Annotated in this window: 11 protein-coding genes; 1 reads left to right on the top strand and 10 read right to left on the bottom strand. The window is 49.0% G+C overall.

What is annotated here, in order from left to right; genetic code table 11:
- Nucleotides 1-8 precede the first annotated feature (8 nt).
- The 9 genes from K7B07_RS11095 to K7B07_RS11055 all read right to left on the bottom strand — a co-directional run bounded on the left by K7B07_RS11095 (nucleotide 9) and on the right by K7B07_RS11055 (nucleotide 17,438).
- A complete protein-coding gene (locus tag K7B07_RS11095; RefSeq protein ID WP_223709628.1) occupies nucleotides 9-1,172 on the bottom strand; it encodes a PepSY-associated TM helix domain-containing protein in 1,164 nt (387 codons plus the stop codon).
- Between the two features lie 68 nt (nucleotides 1,173-1,240).
- Nucleotides 1,241-3,628, bottom strand: a complete 2,388-nt coding sequence (locus K7B07_RS11090; protein ID WP_223709626.1) for a TonB-dependent receptor — start codon at nucleotides 3,626-3,628, stop codon at nucleotides 1,241-1,243.
- A gap of 346 nt (nucleotides 3,629-3,974) precedes the next feature.
- The gene (locus tag K7B07_RS11085) at nucleotides 3,975-6,263 is read right to left on the bottom strand and encodes an alpha-L-rhamnosidase-related protein (RefSeq protein WP_223709624.1); all 2,289 of its coding nucleotides are present in this window, start codon (nucleotides 6,261-6,263) and stop codon (nucleotides 3,975-3,977) included.
- A gap of 90 nt (nucleotides 6,264-6,353) precedes the next feature.
- Nucleotides 6,354-8,012: an FAD-dependent oxidoreductase gene (locus tag K7B07_RS11080; RefSeq protein WP_223709623.1), complete on the bottom strand. Its 1,659-nt coding sequence runs from the start codon at nucleotides 8,010-8,012 to the stop codon at nucleotides 6,354-6,356.
- Nucleotides 8,013-8,167: 155 nt separating this feature from the next.
- Complete coding sequence (locus K7B07_RS11075) at nucleotides 8,168-9,622, bottom strand: RagB/SusD family nutrient uptake outer membrane protein (RefSeq protein WP_223709621.1); 1,455 nt, start codon at nucleotides 9,620-9,622, stop codon at nucleotides 8,168-8,170.
- Between the two features lie 19 nt (nucleotides 9,623-9,641).
- Complete coding sequence (locus K7B07_RS11070) at nucleotides 9,642-12,872, bottom strand: TonB-dependent receptor (protein ID WP_223709619.1); 3,231 nt, start codon at nucleotides 12,870-12,872, stop codon at nucleotides 9,642-9,644.
- A gap of 313 nt (nucleotides 12,873-13,185) precedes the next feature.
- Nucleotides 13,186-14,376, bottom strand: a complete 1,191-nt coding sequence (locus K7B07_RS11065) for a FecR family protein (protein ID WP_223709615.1) — start codon at nucleotides 14,374-14,376, stop codon at nucleotides 13,186-13,188.
- A gap of 101 nt (nucleotides 14,377-14,477) precedes the next feature.
- A complete protein-coding gene (locus tag K7B07_RS11060; protein WP_223709613.1) occupies nucleotides 14,478-15,074 on the bottom strand; it encodes an RNA polymerase sigma factor in 597 nt (198 codons plus the stop codon).
- 336 nt (nucleotides 15,075-15,410) lie between these two features.
- Complete coding sequence (locus tag K7B07_RS11055; RefSeq protein WP_223709612.1) at nucleotides 15,411-17,438, bottom strand: M13 family metallopeptidase; 2,028 nt, start codon at nucleotides 17,436-17,438, stop codon at nucleotides 15,411-15,413.
- A 195-nt stretch (nucleotides 17,439-17,633) separates the two neighbouring features.
- Here K7B07_RS11055 and K7B07_RS11050 point away from each other — a divergent pair, with 195 nt between their 5' ends.
- Complete coding sequence (locus K7B07_RS11050) at nucleotides 17,634-19,166, top strand: S41 family peptidase (RefSeq protein WP_223709610.1); 1,533 nt, start codon at nucleotides 17,634-17,636, stop codon at nucleotides 19,164-19,166.
- 120 nt (nucleotides 19,167-19,286) lie between these two features.
- On the opposite strand, the gene K7B07_RS11045 is transcribed toward K7B07_RS11050, so the two are convergent.
- Complete coding sequence (locus tag K7B07_RS11045) at nucleotides 19,287-21,053, bottom strand: DUF4091 domain-containing protein (protein ID WP_223709609.1); 1,767 nt, start codon at nucleotides 21,051-21,053, stop codon at nucleotides 19,287-19,289.
- Between the last annotated feature and the right edge of the window lie 244 nt (nucleotides 21,054-21,297).

The raw sequence follows: 21,297 nt of genomic DNA, 5'->3' as shown, positions 1-21,297 counted from the left end.
TTGTTTTTTCAGGCGGTTACGGCAGCGGCCATTTTTCTGACCGGCTTCTTTTTCTTGTTCCGGCGTCCCCACCAGATCAGAAATCCTGTTATGGGCAGGGAGGTGGCAATGATCCCTGCCAGGAACGTGGACAGTTTGCCCAGCTGTCCCCACCATTGACCCATATGCAGCTGCCACACGATGTTCTCTGTTTTTCTATGCCGGAGGGAGCCGGCAGGGATGTCAATTTTTTGTCCGCTATACCGGTCATAAACGGCGATATCCGCGTCGGAGATGCTTTTCAGTCCTACGTTACCCGAGGTAAAAATAAATGCCCCCAGTTTTTTCTGGTCGTAGTTCCAGATACTTACTGACTCCTTATCCGGGTGATCTGTTTCCAGCACTTTATATGCGAACGGAACCATATCCAGCGATACTTTTGTGCTGTCCTGCCGGGGCACGACCTCTGTGAGGTCGCGGAGGTTTCCTCCGGAAAGCCGGATGGTGGTGTTCATCAGGCTTTCAAAAAAAATGATCAGTCCGCTCCCACTCAACACCAGGCAAATGATCAGCGAATAAAATCCGTAAACATTGTGCAGGTCGTAATTCAGCCGTTTAAACCGCGCTTTCCAGCGGATGGTAAAGCTGGCCTGTCTTGTAGCCCTGTTCCATCGTTTGGGCCACCAGAGTATCAGTCCGGTCAGGCAACTTATGGTAAATATGATCGTAGCAATGGCTACTACCCAATGCCCCGCCTCCCCCGCCAGGAAGGATGCGTGAAGATGGGCGGTTACGAAAAAAAAGTAGATGGAGGTATCTTTCTTCAGTACTTTTCCCGAATAGGGATCCATATAGATCATGACCAGCGACGGGCCTTTCGGATTGAATGCCCGGATACGGATGCTTCTGGCGGGGTCCTTAAAAAAGACATACTCGGAAACCATATAGCCCGGGTACTGTTTTTTAAGATTCTCATTGATCTGTTCCGAAGAGATCCTCGGGTCGCCCGAAGGGGTCACATACTTTGCATCACCCGCAGTAAGGTCCATGATCTCATCACCATACACAATAACCGTTCCTGTAAGGCATACAAACACCAGGATAATTCCCGATACGATACTCGGCCAAAGATGTATCCAGGCTACCATTCGCCTGAACAGCGATTTCTTTTTTGTTTTTCTGCTTTTGTTCATGCTGTATGGATTAAGCGGCATAATCGCAACCTGCGGTTTTGCTTATGCTGTGGAATACCGATTCTATTTTAGAAACGATACGTAACATTAAAGGAGAGCATCCTGGGTTGCCCGGGGAACAGCCAGGAATTATAAGTAAAGTATTTTTTATTGGCGATGTTATCAATTTTAGCCCCTATCCTGAATTTAAGCGCATTGTAGAACAGGCTGGCTCCGTAAACAAAGAACCCGTCTAATACTATTGTGTTATCATCATTCGTAAAAGACCGGCTTTGCCCATTTCCGCCGGCACCCAATCCAACGCCTTTCAATCTTCCGGAAGTAAACTGATAGGTTCCCCATATATTTCCTGCATGGTATGGAGAACCTTCTACCGTATTTCCCTCAACGCGTTCTCTACGTTTAGGATCGCTGAACTTCGTATAACGGATATCATTGTAACCATAGCCCATTGCAATATTGAGGCCAGCCACGGGATTCGCCAGAATATCTACATCTACACCACGGCTTCGCTGTGTGTTGTCCTGCACATAGTAATCTGCTACTGCCCGGACCTTATTTTTAACTTTGATGTCATATACACTTATGGTACCGGTAAGCCGATGTTGCAATACATCGAATTTCAGACCTCCTTCCAGCTGGTTGGCATATTCCGGCTTCAGCAGGTTGCCCAGGGAATCGGTCTGGTTAACATTATTATAGCCGTTATTGTAATTGGCATATACGGAAAGGGCATTCCGGATGATCTGATAAGAGATGCCGAGCTTGGGTGAATAAGAGGTCTGCATATAATCAGCACTTTTTGAAACAAACCTGTTAACGCGAAGACTCGCCATTATCAACAGCCGGTCTGTGATGTTCAGTGCATCAGAAATATATGCGCCGTAATTATTGGCAATATCCCTTTTATTGGCTATGGAATAAGGGGCTCTTACAGCAAGACTGTCCACTTTAGATTTTTTAATCATCATTTGTGCGGCTGTAGCTGTAGTTAGAATGGTATCATATGTTAATGACGCCCTTGCGGAACCTACATTTGTTTTAAAATAATCCAACCCGATCAGCAATTTATTGTTCAGGCTGCCGATCTTAAAGTCGCCGATAAAGTTCTGCTGGAGTTGTTGTGTGTACAGCTGGCTGTAAGGCATCTCAAGGATGCTTCTGTAAATTCTTGTAGTGTCTTCAGTTGTTTTTTTGTCTGCTCGCAGCGATATATAGTGTGTTTCATTATTACTTCTGGCAATGGAGAAATTAGTTTGGGAAAGCCATTTGTCCGACAATTTATATTCGGCCTGACCGCTAACAGCGAGTGTTTGCTGTTTGCTGTTAAAGTCCGGGTTGAAGTAAGGATTTTTGGGGTCCAGGCCGAGATCCTTGACATTGCCTTCATAGGAACTGGTGCCCGTGGCGCCCGGAGGCGCATTGAACCCGAATAACACAATAGGTCGGGCACTATGATAATAATAGCCGTCAAAATGCAGCGTAAGCCGGTCTGTAGCTTTGATCAGCAGTGATGGAGCGATGCCGATATTGTTCTGCAAAAGTTCCTGGAAGGTGTTCCGGTTGTCGTAAACAGCGTTTAACCTCAGCAGGGCCGTTTTGTCTTCGTTCAATGGTGTGTTATAGTCCACTGTTCCCCGCGCCATTTCATAGCTACCTGTGGTAAAGGAGACTTCTCCCCGCTTTACTTCCAGCGGCTTCCGGGTGATCATGTTGTACACACCGCCATAGGAAGCGCCCTGGTTGCCGCCGAACAGTGTGGAGGAGGGGCCCTTTATAGCTTCGATCCGTTCGATGTTGAACAGGTCTGTCAATGCAACATACCCGGTGGATACACCGTTCCGGTACATAACGGAGCCATTCGCAAAACCGCGTGACTTGAAAGTGAGCGTAGACCCGCCGCTTCCACCGGCAACGGACATATTGCTTACACCCGGAATATTAAGCAGGGCCTGCTCTGTAGTAGTCACCAACTGCGTTTGAAGCAGCTCTTTAGGAACCACAGCATAGTTTTGCGGGTTCTCAATATAGGTAAGCGGCATCCTTGCTACCTGGGTACTGTTTTTGTTGACATGGCGGTAAGAGGAAGACACCACCACCCGGTCCAACACACTGGCATTCTCCTCCAGCAGGATGTCGGCTGCTGCTGCCTTACCGGCATTCAGCTCCACCGATACAGGTGATGCCGTTACTCCAAGCGACTTAACGGAAACCGTATACTGGCCGTAGGGTATATTTCTGAATTCAAAATGACCATTGTCATCCGACATGGTTTGCCGTTCTGAAGGCATCAGCACCACAATAACATTTTCCTGCGGCTGATTATCAGCACTCAATATCCGGCCTTCTATCACACCCGTCTGTTTTGCCTGGGCAACTACACGATTTGCCAATGCTGAAACCAGCACGGCACAAAATAATACAACAGATAATTTTATGACTTTTTGTTTAAACATAGCACCTTTCTTTTGGTAAACCCTTACCGTCTGGTAAGGCGGTGCAAAACTAAAAGTATGTTTCTCTTTATCTGTTACGAAATCGGGAAATACTGGAAAGAAAATAATTGCTGCACAGACCGGCCAGTAAATAACAGCGCAATCAGCCACTGCAGCGGGTTTCACTGTTTAAACATCAGATGTTGTTACAATGCATACATTGCTATCCTGAACAGTTTTTTATATTTTCTGATGAAACGAAAAATAATAATAGTATCCAATTCTTTTTTTAAAGACAATCATTCCTTGCAACTGTATGACTCAAAAACAGGGCCGGGTCATGGAAGAAATGCACCCTTCCATATTTCTAATAATTCACGGTCCAGGTCGCCGCTCCGGATGGTACATCCTTAACAAACCAGAAATCGCCATCGGATGCAGCACTGATCTTTTTCCCGTTTTGGAACACCTGGTCCGAGTCTGACCGTTTAGGCAAATAAATCACACCCCGGGTATTGGCAGGCAGGAGGGTTTCCATATGGAAGGATGCTGTAATATTGTCAAAAGAAACGTGTACCCTTCCGCGCAGCGTAGGCAGCTGCAACTGAGCCCGGCGAAGCGGTCCCGGCTGTGGTTTTATTTGTATAAGACCAAAGGCCGGAGACAGGGGCGTAATGCCCATCAGCCGGCTTACAATAATATTAGCCGGGGCACTGCCCCAGGCATGATTCCAGTCCTGGTTATTTTTATATTCCGTATCCCATGCTTCGGTTGTCATTGTAGCACCCGTACGCAACATATTGTACCAGCTGCGTTTGCCGGTTGCTGTCAGCAACTCCAGTCCATAAGCGGCTTCCCCGGCATCATACAGTGCGCTCAGCAAAAACTGGGCGCCATATACACTGCAGGCCATTCCTTTTTTGCGGATATAGGAACGTACCGCAGCCTTATGCTGTTCCGGCACAAGGCCAAAAGCCAGCGCCATCATATTGGCATGCAGCGAGCTGTGTCCGGTGTTCTCCCCGTCCTTTACAATTCCCGAATCCGGATCAATAAAGCTGCGCCCGAATGATTGTTTTACGCCGGCTGCACGCGCTTCATAAAAACGGGCATCCGTTTGTTCGCCCAAAGCCAGCGCCAGCTTTTTCATACAGACCAATGCCTCATAATGAAAGGCATTCACCACCGAATTATAATCCGTGAATACAAAACTGTCCGATTCTCCCGGGGCCGAGGGCGGCAACCCAAACCCACCTTTTTGCGGCCAGTCCACAATATCCTTCAGCACCACGTTGCCATCAAAGCTGCTCAGGTGTATCGACCTTGCGAAAGCACTGTCCTGTTTACCGGTACGGGTGCTGATCAGTCCGTCCGGCCGGGCCAATGCCAGTAATAATTTGGGCTTCAGTTCCTGGTAGAGCATTTTAACGGTGCGGATGTCTCCCGAATACAGATAATCATTCCAGGCGATCAGCAGGTTCTGCAGGGACCATTCCGTAGGCCAGGTGGCATTATAGACCAGATAGGTCAGCGAGCGCCGGGCCATATTGAATTCCGCGTCCACTGCATAATGCGAGAGCTGGTTAATAAGCGCATCCGCCTCGTACGGGATCCGCTCGCGGTCTCCATCCACATATAACCCGGTAAAGCTGGTGGCCTTGATCGTGTACCTGCACAACTCCCAGATCCGGTTGATCAGGGTATCGGAACTTTCAAATACAGCCGCATCATCATCAAACGGATAATTCACCGCCTGTCGCTGCAGTGATTTTATAGTTACCGAAGGCGCTGTTCGTTCCACTTCCACATAACGGAAGGGATATACCTCACCGATATATCCCGGCATAGGTATGGCCTTGCTGCCCGTATTGCGCGCATCGGCGGGAAAAACCGGATCATAGCGGTGCAATCCTTTTTTTAATGGCAGGGTCAGCAAGCGGTACCGGATCGTTCCTTTCGGCTTTCTTTCAACGGCGCCGCTTCCGTCAACAGCTTCTCCCACATGGATCCGCAGTGTATCCTGGTCTCCGGCTGCATCCACCATCAGACCAAGCTGCCCGAATGCCGCCTTTCCAAAATCATAAAATAAATTCCCTTTATCCAGCGTCCTGCTTTCCTGCGGTTGCTGCACCGTTTTTACAAGCGGCACACGGGGTACCTCAAAGGGCTTTAATAGGCTGTCGGTAAGAAAAGCAGCCGGCGCGGAAAACGCTGTGGGCATACCCTTTTCGTCCCACAACCGTACCATCCAGTAATACACCGTATTGGGGTGCAGCTCTTTTCCTGCGTAAGCAACTCCCAGTTGACGGGAGGTGCTTACCTTGCCCGAGTTCCAGATATTGCCCGTGCCCGACCGGAGCTGCTGAACCGAAGATGCCACCAGCACCTGGTAGGCCGTTTGACGGGCCCCCGATTTTCTGCTGTTCATGATCCAGGAAAATGAAGGCTTTTTACTGGCAATACGCGCTGTCTGAAAAACGGCCGGCTCCAGTCTTGCCTGTTCCAGGTTGCGATCTGTAACAAAACCATTCTGCCCTACTTTGTCTGCATGGCAAACCAGGTCTACCCGCAATTCCGACGGAGCCGCATTTTTCTGTGCCCTTGTACTCGTTGCCAGAAACAGTCCGGCCAGTAACCATAAATTGTAACGTACCATATATTGATTATATACGCCTGGCCCGCTCCTGATCCCGGAACAGCAAGTACAACCCAGGCAGATCTACCCGGAAAGATATTAATTGTCCCGTTAAAAATGAAGCACCTGTCCTTTTGCTTTCAGCCGGGTGGCCAGCTGTGTTGTATCCACTTTTTGTACGGTGACCCGGTTCTCAACAGCTACGGCTGCGGCAATGCCGGCACTTTCTCCCATTACCATCCAGGCCGGCTCTACCCGCAAAGAACTGAAGGCCACATGTGAAGACGAGGCGCAAACCGGAACCAGCAGATTGGTACATTCCTCCGCTTTCGGCAGCATACAGCGATAGGGGATCTGGTAGGCGATCCCCCGCGCCCCGACCCGCGTCTCTGCCGGGAAAATGGTTCCTTCATTTATGAACCCGCCGCCGGGAGTTGCAATACGCTGACAATCGTGCGAGTCGATGGGGAAGGAGCCCACGCCGATCGGATCCGGCTTTTCTTTATTTTCCAGGATGTCTTTTTGTGTCAGGAAATACGCACCCTCCATCCGCCGGGCTTCGCGTACATACAGCACCGGTGGAAAATGATCGTACAGGGCAAACTCATCTTTGGCGTATCCCATTTTTTTCATCCGCATTCTTACTGCCTCCGGAACTGCCGGGTCCGTCATCAGAAAATACAGGAGACCCTGTGTATAAGTAACATGCTGCTTCCATATTTCCTTTCTGCGCTGCGGACCGGCATCCGGATAATCCCAGTTCTCCCCCACAAGACCACTGGACAATTGCCGGCCGATGCCATTGTTCCCGTCCAGTTTGTTGCCCGGAATGGGATAGAGATCAAGCGGGATGCCGCTTTCAGGGGCGATCCTGTAATACCGGCGGAACAGTTCATACCGGTCGGCATCATATCCCTCCGGCGCAGTAAAGGGAACGCTGTTGGCAGGATCTTCCGACAAACAGAGACGGAAACTGTAGGTCATGATGCGATGATCGCCGGCACCTGCTGCGGGCAGGGTGGTGCCGCTGATCAGGGGCAGCGGTTTTTGCTGCGCATTCAATGCCATCGCTGCCACGGCCTGCTTTGGATACGCCGCCCCCGCAAGTGATTCTCCAAACTCTTCCCGGCTTTCACGCCCCACCCGGTAGCTTACTTTTGCGGCAGCCATCAGATCGCCTTCATAGCTGGCGTCGATAAAGACTGTTCCTTTATACGATTTTCCGGATGTTGTTTTAAGCTGTTCAATGGCTTTCCGTCTGGTGGTTACGGTTGTCAGTGTTTCATTAAGGAACACCTGCACGCCGGCCTCTTTTAAAAGGCCGTTAAAAACAAGTTCCGCCACATGAGGCTCATAGGTCCAGTGCCTGGTATCTTTTTCCTGCACACGGTAGTTCAGCACAATGCCGCGGTCTGCATATACTTTTTCCACCCGCTGATGAAATTCTTCAAAAAGGCCGCCAAGCATGGAACGGAACATCTGGTTGGAATCGCTGAATGCCAGTCCTCCGCTCATCATTCCGCCGGCAATCGCCAATGGTTCGATCAGGGCAACAGACCGCCCTTCGCGAGCCGCCGCAACGGCCGCTGTAATACCCGCGGGCGTGGCCCCGTAAACAACAATGTCAAAGGCCGCCTGCCACCCGGTCAGCTCCAGGAAAAATGCGGTGGCGCCTGCTCCGGGCACAGCACACAAACCAGGAACAACGGTGGCTGCCACAGCGGCGGTACGGATAAAATGACGACGGCTTTTTTTATTTTGATCTTTCATGTTTCAGTTTTATACGTTGAAAATTTGTTTATCGTTCAACCGGTGCTGATGCGCATGCATCGCCCGATCGGTTTCAGACCGGCTTCGGATCCGGTATCCTCCGGCAACGGTACTGCCCGGTAATGCAGACTGCAGATATGGATTCGTTAATCGCTTTAATATCCGGTGTTCTGATCTTTAACAGGATCGAGCGCGGTATTGTAGTTCATCTCTGACAAAGGGATCGGCCAGAGATAATTTTTTTCTGCGATCGTAATATTTTTTACCGCCTTAATGATTTCGGCTGCCTTGCCGGTCCGTTTCAGTTCCAGCCAGCGCTTTCCTTCAAACTGGAATTCATATCCCCGCTCTTTCATGATCAGCGCCAGAAAACCCGTCTTGTCGTAATCCGTTATTTTAAAATCGACCGGGGAGGCCGCTTTGGGGTCATATCCGTAGGCCCTGCGGTGTACCTGGTTCAGGGCGTCAACAGCAGCAGCTGTAGGCCCGTTGCTGGCTTCATTAGCGGCTTCTGCGTAGAGCAGCAACAATTCCGAATACCGGTATACCGGCAGGTCGGTACCCGCACCGTCCTTGCTTACAGCGTCTTTGTCCTGGTACTTGGAGCTGACCAGGGTGTTAGCCCCCAGACCGAAAGTAATATTATCCCATAACCCCTTGCGGTTATCAGCAGCATCCCAGCCCGCATATACGGGGTTGGTTTTATCACTATAGATCGCATAAGCGCCGCCGGCCGGAAACAGGCCGGAGCTGGGATGATTTGTGATCCAGAGCATGTTATTGCCCTGCCCGGCAAGCCGCATGTATTTCAGCGATAGTATATCTTCTGCAGAGGTGATCACCTCCGGTCCGAATAATTTGGTGATGTATTCGGCAGCGCTGGTTACGGGTACCAGTGCGTACTTACCGGACTGGATCACTTCATCTGATTTTTGTGCTGCTTCCGCATATTTTTTCTGTTGCAGGTATACATCCGCCAGGAGTGTTTTCGCAGTCCATCTGGAGGGATGCCCTGCAGCTGCCGGCATATCCGGCAGGTTGGTCTCCGCGTCGGCCAGATCACTCAGGATAAGATCATATACTTCGGCCTCGGTACTCCTGGGCACTGGCGGAACATCCAGGTTCTTTTCCGTCCGCAGTACCACACCGCCCCAGTTCCTTACCAGCTGGAAGTAGATAAACGCTCTTAAAAATTTTGCTTCGCCAATATACCGGCCCTTGTCGGAATCACTAAGTATCGTACCGTTGGGAACATTACCGATCACCAGGTTGGCATTCCGGATACCGAGATAAAAACTTACCCAGAAGCTTCCGACCCGTGTAGTATTTGCATCATTAAAGCCCTGGAACTCGTTCATCTGTGCCCAGCTTCCCCGGCCGTAACTGTAATCGGACTGACACTCGAGTGTTGCAAAATAATTGGGAAACGCATCGATCCGGAGTGGGCGATAAATAGCCGCTATGGCAGCCTCTACTTCGGCCTGGGTATTGTAGAAATTTTCGACCGCCGGTGTTTTGGCATGCTCTTCGAGCAATTTACTGCAGGACGACAATGCGAATAAGACAATAAAAAAAATGAACAGGTGATTGTATTTAAAATTACGATTCATTGCAAGACGTTTTTAATGTTTAAAATCCGGCACGTATGCCAAAAGTGATGGAACGGGCTACGGGATAGGTATGGAAATCATACCCAATGGATCCCTGGGAATTCACTTCCGGATCCCACCAGGAATATTTGGTAAACGTAAGCAGGTTTTGTCCGCTTACATAGGCCTGCAGCCGTTGCAGCCAGCTAAGGTGCCATTGCTGCACAGGCAGACTATAACCCAATTCAATATTTTTAAGCCGCATATACGATCCGTCTTCCACGAACCGGTCCGAAACCCTCACCCCGGTGTTGTAGCTGATCCTGGGATATTTTGCATTGGGGTTATCAGGCGTCCAGTGATTATAATATACTTCTTTGGGCATGTTCACCCCATATCCATAATCCATGGTATTGCCAATAGCGCTGGTATTAAAAATATCGTTCCCTTTTGATCCCTGCAGAAAAAGAGTTAATGAAAGGTTTTTATAGGAGAAGGCGGAATTCAGACCATAAGTAAAATCGGGATTGGGGTCACCGATATAGGTTTTATCGTCAGCAGTAATGGCTCCGTCTCCGTTCAGATCTTTAAATCTGATCTGCCCCTGGTCGGTATACCCTTCTTCCACATATCCCCAGAACTGGCCCACCGGGCGACCTTCCCTCAGAATATTACTATAGTCATTCACGATCAGCAGGCCAATGTTATGGCCCAGGATATCTTCCCCGCCGTAGAGTTTAACTACTTTGTTCCGGTTGAAGGAAATATTGGGCGCCAGGTTCCATTTGAATGCACCTGTAAGCACCTGCGCATCGATACCCAGTTCAAATCCGTTGTTCCTTATTTTCCCTACATTTTGTATGGTACTGGTAAATCCCATCGATGACGGCAGCTTCACGGAATTGAGCAGGTCCCGGGTATTTTTTATGTAATAATCTGCCGTAATGATCAGCCGGTTCTCAAACAGGCCGATATCAAAGCCGATATCTTTTTGCTCCGTGGTCTCCCATTTGAGATCGCCGGGCAGCGTGACATCCGGAGCATAGGTAGTGGCCAGTCCGTCGCCAAAAACCGTCTTGCCCGAATACAGCAGGCTCAGCGTAGCATACGGGCTGATCGCCTGGCTTCCAGTATAACCCCAGCTGGCCCGCAGTTTCAGATCAGAAATAAACCCGACCGTTTTCATAAAGGGCTCCTGTGATATCCGCCAGGCGAGGGCCGCGGAAGGAAAACTCCCCCATTTATTGCCCGTGCTGTAACGGGACGACCCGTCTCTGCGGAAGCTTACTGTTGCCAGGTATTTGCTGCCATAGTTGTAATTAACCCGTGCCAACGCAGATAGTAATACGGATTTTGCATAATTCGATTGCGGGACACCGGGCGCGCCGGCAGAACCCAGGTCATTGGTCCCGGAAATATCACTGAGAAAACCCGTACCCCTGGCACTTAACGATGTGGTTAAAAAATCCTGGTAGGTAAGACCCGCCAACGCGGTGATATGATGGTCATTGATCCTTTTATCATACGTGATCGTATTTTCATTCAGTAGGCTGGTAAACTGGCTGGTGCTCACATCGGCCACACCCAGGGAGTTGACAAAATTGGTGCTGGTATACGTATCCGTGCGGTCGTCGCGGTTTTCTATACCGCCCAGTACTTTTATGGTCAGGTCTTTTACCGGGTGATAATTAATGGCCGCATTGGCAAGCACTACATTGGCCTTTGTGATCTTTGACTGTTCATTAATGAAATTAAGTGGGTTCACCATATCCGGTGCAACAAAAGGGTAGGCGCCCGCCAACACCGTGTAAGTGCCCTCCTCTTTGTAAGGAGTGAGGGTGGGTGGTGCCGAAATTGAAGAGGCGATCATAGAGGCCCCCCGGACCCCGGCCTCACTATCCTTGCGACCGGTCTTTAACCGGGAGAAGGTTCCGGAAAAAGTAACATTGAATTTTTCACTGATCGTATGCTGAAGGTTGGTATGAAGCGAATACCGTTTATAATCGCTGCCTTTAATAATGCCATCCTGAGAAAAAACACTTCCGGAAAGCGAGAACTGCGTCTTATCATTCCCTCCGCTTACCGTAAGACTGTTCTGCGTCATCGGTGCTTTTGTAAATACCAGTCCCTGCCAGTCGTACCCCTCGCCAAAACCGTCTATTTGTTCCTGTGTAAAATAAGGATCCAGTTTATCATTAGCTGCCTGTTCGTTGTAAAACAGCGCGTATTCCTTCGCATTCATCAGGTCGAGTTTCTTGCGCAGCGATTGAATGCTGTAGCTGCTTTCAAAATCGATCCTCGTCCGGCCGGCCTTTCCCCGTTTGGTGGTAATGAGTACTACGCCGTTGGCGCCGCGGGAACCATAAATAGCCGTAGCAGAAGCATCCTTAAGGATATCGATGCTTTCTATATCTGTATTGTTGATAACAGTAGGATTGTTTCCGGAAACCGGGAACCCGTCTACCACATACAGGGGTTCATTGCTTCCCTGAATAGAGTTGGCGCCCCGGATACGGACACTAACGCCTCCTCCCGGAGATCCGTTGTTCTGCAACACCTGTACACCGGAAGCACGCCCGGACAGTGCCTGTAATACGTTGGCTGCAGGGATCGCATTGATTTCCTCGGAGCGCACCCGGGCCGAAGCCCCTGTAAGATCCCTTTTTGTAGCGGTCCCGTACCCGATCACAACGATCTCATCGAGCTCATTTTTCTGCGGCCTCAATGTCATATTGATCTCCCCGCCTTTGTTTACCTGAGCGTCAACCGTTATATAACCCACATAAGAAAATGTCAGCAGGTCGTTCTTATCCGCCACCTGCACCCTGTATGCACCCCGGGCATCCGTGACCACCGAGCTGCCCGAACTGCGCACGGTAACCGTTACCCCCTGGAGCGGCTGACCGCTTTCGTCGGTAACCTTCCCCGAAATAACTATTGGGGCTGCGGCAACAGGAATAACACCTGCGTCCTGCAAGGGCCGGGGCCGGATCACAATGGTCCTGTCTTCGATTGTGTAAGTCAGCCCCATCTCTCCGGTAATTTTATTCAGTACTTCCCGCAGGGGTGCATTCCTGAAATTCAGGTTTAGCTTCTGGTCTGTTTTAAATCTTGTTGTTGAAATAAGCACTCCGTAACCCGTTTGTGTCCTTATTTCACTGATTACCCGGCTCAGGCTGATATTCCTGTTGGAAATGGTAAGGTGCTGGCCATGTGATGCAGCACTTACCTCCATAAATGTGATGATTAATAAGACAGTTGTCAGCTTCATGATCCGTAGCATTTTTTTAATGCAGCTTGGCGGCACGCAAAGTTGTTGTGTATTTTTTTTATACATTTGATGGTCTGTTAATGGCGCTCCGTACCTGTATTTTTAGCGGAATGCGGTACGGGCGCTTGTTTTGAAATAATGGTTTCAGCAAACAGATTTTAAAAGGGCTTCGATGGCTGTCGGAGTCCTTTTACTTTGATATTCTCCCCTCATCAGGGAAATGGCATTCATCGTTCCTTTTCATTTTTAGTTGGTTTAAAATCATTCTGTATGGCGCAAATAGCCGGTCTTCTTTATCGCAAACCGGCATCTGTTATTTCTTTTTAACAGTAACGGTATTCCCTTCCACCTGAAAAGTAACTACTCCTGTACGCTCCAGGGCATTCAACACCGTGGAGATATTTTCAAAGCGGCTTACACTTCCGTAAAAGGTCTCCTGCCTCAATGACGGCGCATCAAACTGCACCCGGACCTTATACCACCTTGCTATCTTCATCATTACGGCTTCCAGATCCTCATTATCAAAGCTGAAAAAGCCGTTCTTCCAGGCGATAACATCCGCTGTTTGTACGGTCCTCACTTTAATACGCCCGGCAACCAGCTCGGCCTGCTCGCCCGGCTTAATGATCTTTTCCATTCCGTTACCCGCCACCTTTACACGCCCCTCCAGCAGGGTTGTTTTTACGTTCCCTTCCTCTCTGTAAGCATTAATATTAAAATGGGTGCCCAGTACTTCCGCCTGTTGTCCCCCGGTTTCCACGATAAAAGGATGGGCGGCGTCCTTGGCTACTTCAAAATAAGCCTCTCCCTCCAGCCGCACCTTCCGCACCCCTTTCTCAAAAAGCCCTGTCTTGTAGGTTAAACCGGAAGCCGCGTTCATCCATATTTTTGAGCGATCGGGTAAGACAATGCAATAGGTCTCACCTGCCGTCGTGCTCAGGGTATTGATGTGTTCTGTATCCGCGGTATTGGATCCCATTTCATAGACCAGCTGTCCGTCGTCTGTTTTAAGGATCCGGATCCCGTTCTCCTCAGCAATTTCTCCGTTGGCCACTGCTCCCAGCCGGATCGTTTTACCGTTTGACAATGTAAGCGTGGCGCCCACTTTACCCGGTGCAACGTCTGTAACCCGAACGGCAGGATGGCTTTTATCCGGAACGCCCGTGTCCGATGTTTTGAACAGGTAAACGCTTACCCATACAATGGCAAACACAGCAGCGATACCGGCAGCAAAACGCGGCCACTGATATACCCATCGCTTCCGAAACTTCCGGCTATCCTCCTTTTCAAAAATACGGTTCAGCACATTCCTTCGCTGGCTGTCAGTAAGAGGATGGTCATCCGTTTGATGCTCAAATGCCTGGCCCAGCAATGCTTTCAGCTCCCATGCATACAGCGGGTCATCTATAAAGCCCCATAATTCAGCCACTTCAATTTCGGTTAACCCGCTTCCGGACAGGTAGCGGTTCAACAACTCCCGGAGCCTGGATCTGCTTTTATTCATCTTCGTTTATTGAACGTATAATGATCAATCCCGCCTTATAATATAATTGACACCTTTTACATCAGGCCGGGGTAATCAAAATGATTTTTTTTTTTAAGGCGTCAGTTTATCTCCCGCAACAGCAAAAAAATAAGCGCAGGATATCCTATTGAATTCCTTTTCAGGTGCTCGCGGATCCGGGCAAGGGCGTATTTCATATGTACATGGACCGTTTTTGGAGAAATTTGCATTTTTTCCGCGGCTTCCTCATATTTGAGTCCCTGCTGGTGACAAAGCTGATAGGCCAGCCGCTGCTGCGGAGGGAGTGTGTCTACCACTTCCGCAACCACTTTTACTATTTCCTGATAGTCGATCTGTTTTAACGTGGTATCCTCCGGAATTTCCGCAAGGCCCAGATCCTGCTCCGGCTGAATCTGCCGGGACAATGTGCGCAGTACATTCAATGAGTGATTCCGGACCAGCCGGTTCAGATAAGCGCCAAAGACCTCAATTCCGGCCAGGGTCTTCCGGGACTGCCATAACTTTAAAAATACCTCCTGTACAATATCAAGGGCCAGCTCGTCCGAGCGGGTCAGCCGCTTTCCAAAACCGAATACGAATCCCTGGTAGTGATTAAACAATGTTGTAAACGCTTGTTTATCTCCCTCCGCAATTTTTACCAGCAACTCCTTTTCACCAGAGAGTGATGTTAGACCCATTTTGACGTAATTAATTGATCCGTTTCGGCGATATCGGAGGCAATAATACTTATATTTTTATAAACTTCAAATCACCGGCAGCCGGTGCTGCAGCAAGGGTTTTTGACCGCCGGGAGAAATTTCCGGAGCAGGCGGAGAAATAAGCATTGACAGTGCAAAACAGCTGCTGGCCGAATACTATGATGCCGAAGGGAATTATGTTCCTTATCGTTTCCTTAGCACCGCTCCTTCCTGCAAAATCAAATGCAGTTTTTATCAGAAGAAATTGTAATGCCTACACTGTTTTTTCTGTAACAAAAAGCGGGCAGAAATGCCCGCTTTTCTTCTTATGTTCCATTACCAGATGTGAACCCGGAGCGGCTCCGGCCGATACATTCCTTGTCCGGGCTGTACCTTGAACGTTTTATAAAAAGGTGTAAAATCGGACAACGGGTTGTTGACCCTGTATTTTTCAGGCGCATGTTTATCCGTGCTCAGCCGCAGGCGGGCAGTTCCGGGCGTATTCTTTATCCGCCAGATCCGCGCATAGGACAGGAAGAAACGCTCATCGGGAGTTAGTCCGTCTATCCGCTGATCACCTTTGCCCTGCTCTGTTTTTTTAAACGCCTCATAGGCGATCGCGAGACCACCGATATCCGCAATGTTTTCTCCCAATGTCAGCACCCCGTTCACAGGCAGGCTGTCCAATATTTTGGAATGATTGTACTGGTCGATTACCATTTGTGCTTTCTGCACAAACCGGGCCGCATCCCCCGAAGACCACCAGTTGCGCAGGTTTCCCTCCGCATCGTACTGCCGTCCTTCGTCGTCAAATCCATGTGTCATTTCATGACCAATGGCCGTACCGATCGCTCCGTAATTTACCGCATCATCCGCGTTCATAAAAAAGAAAGGCGGCTGCAGGATGCCTGCCGGAAAAACAATCTCATTGTGCTGGGCATTATAGTAAGCATCAATGGTAGGGGGCGTCATGTGCCATTCGGTCCTGTCCGTGGGTTTGCCTATTTTAGCGCAGTTCTTTCTGAATTCAAAGGCCCTGCAGGCCGCTATATTTGCCAGATAGGCATGCCGGTCAATTTTCAGGAATCCGTAATCGGTCCACACATCGGGATACCCGATCTTTTTTATAAAGGCATTCAGCTTGGCAATTGCCTTTTGCCGGGTGCTGTCGCTCATCCAGTCCAGCGTCTGAAGCCGTTCCTGATACGTTTTCTGCAGATTGTTTACCAGAGCGGTCATGCGCATTTTTGCCTCAGGAGGAAAATAATTGCTGACATACAATCGGCCCAACGCCTCTCCAAAATTTACATCAATCGCATTCAATACGGTCTTCCACCGTTCCTTCAGGGATTCCTGGCCTGTGAGTTCCTTCCCATAAAAAAGGAAATGTGCCTGAACAAAGGCAGCACTCAGGAAATCTGCATTACAATGGATCTCGTAAAACCGCAACAGTATTTTCCAATGCTGTAACGGCGCTGTTGCTACCATTGCGTTAAGGGCCCGGTAAAATTCAGGCTGACCAAGTACCAAGGAATCCTGCCGGATACCTAACGCATTCAATAAAAGGTTCCACTGCAGGGCAGGGTATTGCTGATCCAGCGTTGTAACGGCATATTTATAATAATTGGAATCCGGTATCCGCAATTCGGCGGGATACCGGGACGCGTTGGCCAGCCTGGTTTCCATCGCCAGCACAATACCCGCGTTTTGCTTTGCCGTGGCCGGGTCGTCTCCTGTGAGTGAAAACAACGCTGCAATATAATCCGCATAGTGCCGGCGGATCTGCTTTGTGGCCGCATCAGTTTTTACGTAATAGTCCTTGCTCGGCAAACCCAAAACAGCCTGATCAAAATGTGCGGTAATAACAGCACTGTTCTTTTCGTCCGGATCCGCTCTGAAACGGATCACTGCAGATTGTCCCATCTTTAAAGCGGTAGCAATTTCCCCGATCAGTGCCTTCTTATTGCTGACAGAAGCGATCCGCAGCAGGTGCCGGCGGATCGGCTCAAATCCCAGCTTTTCGAGCCGCAGGGTATCCATTCCACTCCGGTACAGGTCATTCACCTTTTGTTCAATACCTTCCTCCTGTAGCTGATCAGCGGGTTTCTCTATAACCGCACGAAGCCGGTCCAGCGTCAGATCTCTCAATTCATAAAAAGAGCCCCACTTGGTTTCGGTAGCCGGAATCGGTGTATGGGTTAACCAGTGGCCATTGGCATATCGAAAAAAATCCTCGCCGGGAGGAATAGTGGTATCCCGCGCCGCAAAATCGATAAACAGTTCTTTTTCTTTTATTTTGGTCTGCCCAGGAAGCACCTGCGGCAGGAGCAGTAACAGGACAAAAAACCGCTTCTTGTTTTTCATTGTTTTATTGCCGTTGATTCCAGTGGTACAAGATCCCAATTAATTTGTTTTGCCAAAATTAGCAAAATAAGATTTGCCCCAGCCATAACTCATCTTATTACCCTACGTCAGCAGGGCCGGAATAAACAACCCGCAGAAAATAGCTTTGATCCGGATTTTCCGCGTAGCTTTATTCATTTCAAAAGGAACTCAATCATGAGAAAGGGATCAGCAAAAAAAATACTGCTGCAAATCATAAACTTCGCTTTGATTTCATTTTTTATCACTGCTGGTTGCAAAGAACCGGATAGCAGGGAGAGCGCCCATACCAATAGCCCGGGGATGAATAATTCCCGTAATTTACTTTCAGTCCAAGGCATGCGGGAAGACCTGTCTGTTCTCTGGAGCAGTATTCAGGAAATACATCCTGCCTTTGGTTTGTACACCCCGAAGGACCGTATGCTTCAACTATATAAGCGCACGGCAGCGTTGCTTGACAAACCAATGTCGGAGAATGATTTTATCGCCACCATTTACCCGTTTATAAGTGCGCTTAAATGCGGACACACGCAGCTAAAACATTCCCAAAACTACACGCCGTCCCCGGCAGACAGAACACCTCATTTGCCTTTTAAGGTCCTCGTCAGAGAGGGCAGGGTGTGGGTAACGACCCATCAGACCAGGGAGCTGATTACAGGCGATGAGTTATTGACCATGAATCGTGTGCCGGTATCTGAAATTATACAACATGGCAGCGATCTGTATGCTGCCGACGGCAATAATATGACCTTTAAAGAACTGTTTTTAAGTGAATACGATGGCTTTGAAGACGCCTGTAATAAGTATTACCACTGGATCCCGCCCTATGCTATCACCGTTCGGACAACCGGTGGTAAAATAAAAACACGATCAGTAGATACCTTGTCTTCGGCAACTCCTCCGGCGGAACCTGTAAATGAAATAAAAAATTATGCCGGATGGACCGCTTCCTCAAATACGGATTACCTGCCGTTACGTTTTTTTAAAAACAAGGCTATTGCCTGTTTTGAGGTACACAGTTATCAATATACGGATACTACTATTTTCAAAAAAGCATTTGAAGAAATACACGCCAGGGGGATCAAAAACCTCATAATTGATCTGAGACACAATACAGGAGGCGATATCAGGATAGCGGCAAATCTTATGACATATCTGGCAGACACACCGTTTCAAACGGTAGGTGCTATCTGGACCCGTGTGCCGGATCCGGCCAGAAACCGGTTTGCCCGCTATTTTGATTTAACACGGACCGAAAGCTTTTACCAGAGCTTTCAACCAACCGGGGTTATAGAAGGGGGGCATTACAAATACGATTTTAGACCTGCATTTGGTCGGTTGCTGGGTGAAACATCCTTAAACAAAACCAATCACTATAATGGCAACCTGTTTGTATTGATTGATGGAGCCACATTCTCCTCCGGCGCACATTCGGCTGCTATTATAAAAAAGTATTGTAAAAAGGTCCTCTTTATCGGTCGCGAAACGGCCGGTGGTTCTGAAGGTTGCAGCGGAGGCACATTGCAACACCTGACCCTGCCCAACACTGGTATTATTGTTGAGTTTCCATGGCTGCGTTTAAAATCTGTACTGAACGATCCGGTATATGGTCATGGCATAATACCGGACTATACGGTTGCATATACACCGCAGGATGTTACTACCAAAAAAGATGTCGATCTGGAAAAAGCATTATACCTTATCCAATGATCCGGTTTCATAAATATCAACTACCCGTCATCGATCACATTATACACAGAGTAATGACATCAAGCTCCGGCCTTTTGCGGGGATCCGGCTGGTGAGCAGGTTCCTGCAAATTAAAAAGATCTATTTTCCCAGTGATGCGGCAATATCATTCAACAGCTCTTTCGCGGCATTCAGATCATTGTTCCAGCCATCATGACGCTTGTTGTTATTCAGTTTTTCAATAGCTGCATTCAGGGCATTCAGCCGGGTATTATCCTGGTTTTGTTCCAGCAGCTTCTTTACGATCCGCACTTTCTCATAATCCTGGATACCTTCCAGCAGCCGCTCGTAACGGATGGAGCTGCGGGCCTGCGGGTATACGATATAGGTATCCCCCGCCGGCCATGTTCTGAAACGTGAATCTACCAGCGGCTGCTCCACCCAGGAATTGAACGCCCAGCGCAGCACACCGTTATAGCCGGCTGCCATCGCGTACCAGCCCATATATGCAGACTCTGCCGGATCTGAAAAGGTGAACTGATTGGGGAAATTATTACCGCAATACACGTAGAACGTTGTATTCAACCCCCTGGCAGTGCGGTCTTTCAGATCTTTTGTATCAATAGGGTGCTGAACGGCCGTGCTCACATCGCGGCTGTTCGGATAACGTTGATAGGTTTTCTGGTTATCGGCATAGGAAACGCTCAGCGCAGGCGATGCTTTTTCGATCAGTGCAAAAGCCAGTCCCATTTCTTCCTTGTTTCGCTCATCAAGCGCAATGTTCGTGATCTCCAGCCAGCCCTTTTCACGAAGATGGCGCACAAAATCTTTTAGAAAAGGTTCCCACATTTCGGTGAATGCGGGCGTTCCGGGTTTGGCTACCACATCTACAAATTTGCCGGTGGCCGCATCCTTATAATGGATCTCATTGTTCCAGGGTACGATGGAGTAACAGTTGATCATCTTTTTGATGCCAAGGCCCATCATGAAAGAAACCCATTTATCGAATATTCCGTAATCGTACGACCAGCGGCCATTCTTTTCCTTTGTCCAGATGATCATGTCCTCGTAAGGGTCCTGCGTTTGCACGTGCCAGGGATCCTTATTGAGCGTTGCGGTGATCACTTTCTGACCCAGATCAGCCAGCATACGCATTTGCGGCTCCATAACCCGGAAGTGTGCGTCGCTCCAGACAGCTACCTTGTTGACACGGGCGATGGCCGAGGGGTGCTGCCACTGATCGAGATGAAATGTCCAGGCCCCCGCTTCCGGAAGCAGGAGATCAATTACGTCGAGGGTCAGGTTCAATTCCTGTCTTTTACCGGCCGGCGAGGTCACCTCCACTTTTGCCGTATACCTGCCTTTTTCGGCGGTACGGGGTATCTCGATCGTGATCCATACAGGACGTACTTTTTTCTTTTCAAGGTTGAAGGAGGAAAGGTCATCGAGCAGGTCGGGTGACAGCGAAGCAGGGAAGTCGCCGGGTTTACGCCAGCCGCATCCGGGGCCATATGTATCCGTAATAATATAGCGTTCGAAGCGGGCATATCCGGCAGCACCAAGCTTTTTACCATTTGAACCAACTGGATCCGTTACCTGCACTTTTACGCCGGGAACAGAATCGATTGTCCAGAGCAGGACCTGGGCAGACAGACGTTCGCCCTGCCATCCCCTCAGGTGCATCGTCTTTTCAGCAGGGATATCCGGCGCTTCTGATTTGGCAAAACGCTTGTCGATCGAAACAAACGAGGCATGGAGACCGGGTTTTACAGAAAGCCAGCTCTGTCCGCCGGATAATACCGGGTCCGGAGCTTCGGTAAAGGTTTGTCCTTTGTCCCATTCAGGCTGTTGAGAAAACGTGGCCAGGGAAATGCCGCCGCACAGACCCAGGCAAAGGATTCGGTTCATCTGTTTTCTTGCAATCGCTAACATAAAAATGACACATTATATGTTTGATAAAAAAGTGTAAGGGCGAAAGTTACAAAAGTTTGGAAACAATTGATCAACAGGAAGCGATTGTTCACGCTACTGTCATGAATAAAGGGACCTTATTCATGACATATCTGAAGGTAAAAGAAGTTTGGGACAAGTACATGGAGATCGTGTTTGTATAATTAACACCGCGTGAACATAGAAATATCACTCCCGTTTC

It is taken from the genome of Niabella beijingensis, from assembly GCF_020034665.1.
In the GTDB taxonomy this organism is placed as follows: Bacteria; Bacteroidota; Bacteroidia; order Chitinophagales; family Chitinophagaceae; genus Niabella; species Niabella beijingensis.
The sequence above is the reverse complement of the archived record's forward strand: the minus strand, read 5'-3'. Positions and strand labels throughout refer to the sequence as shown.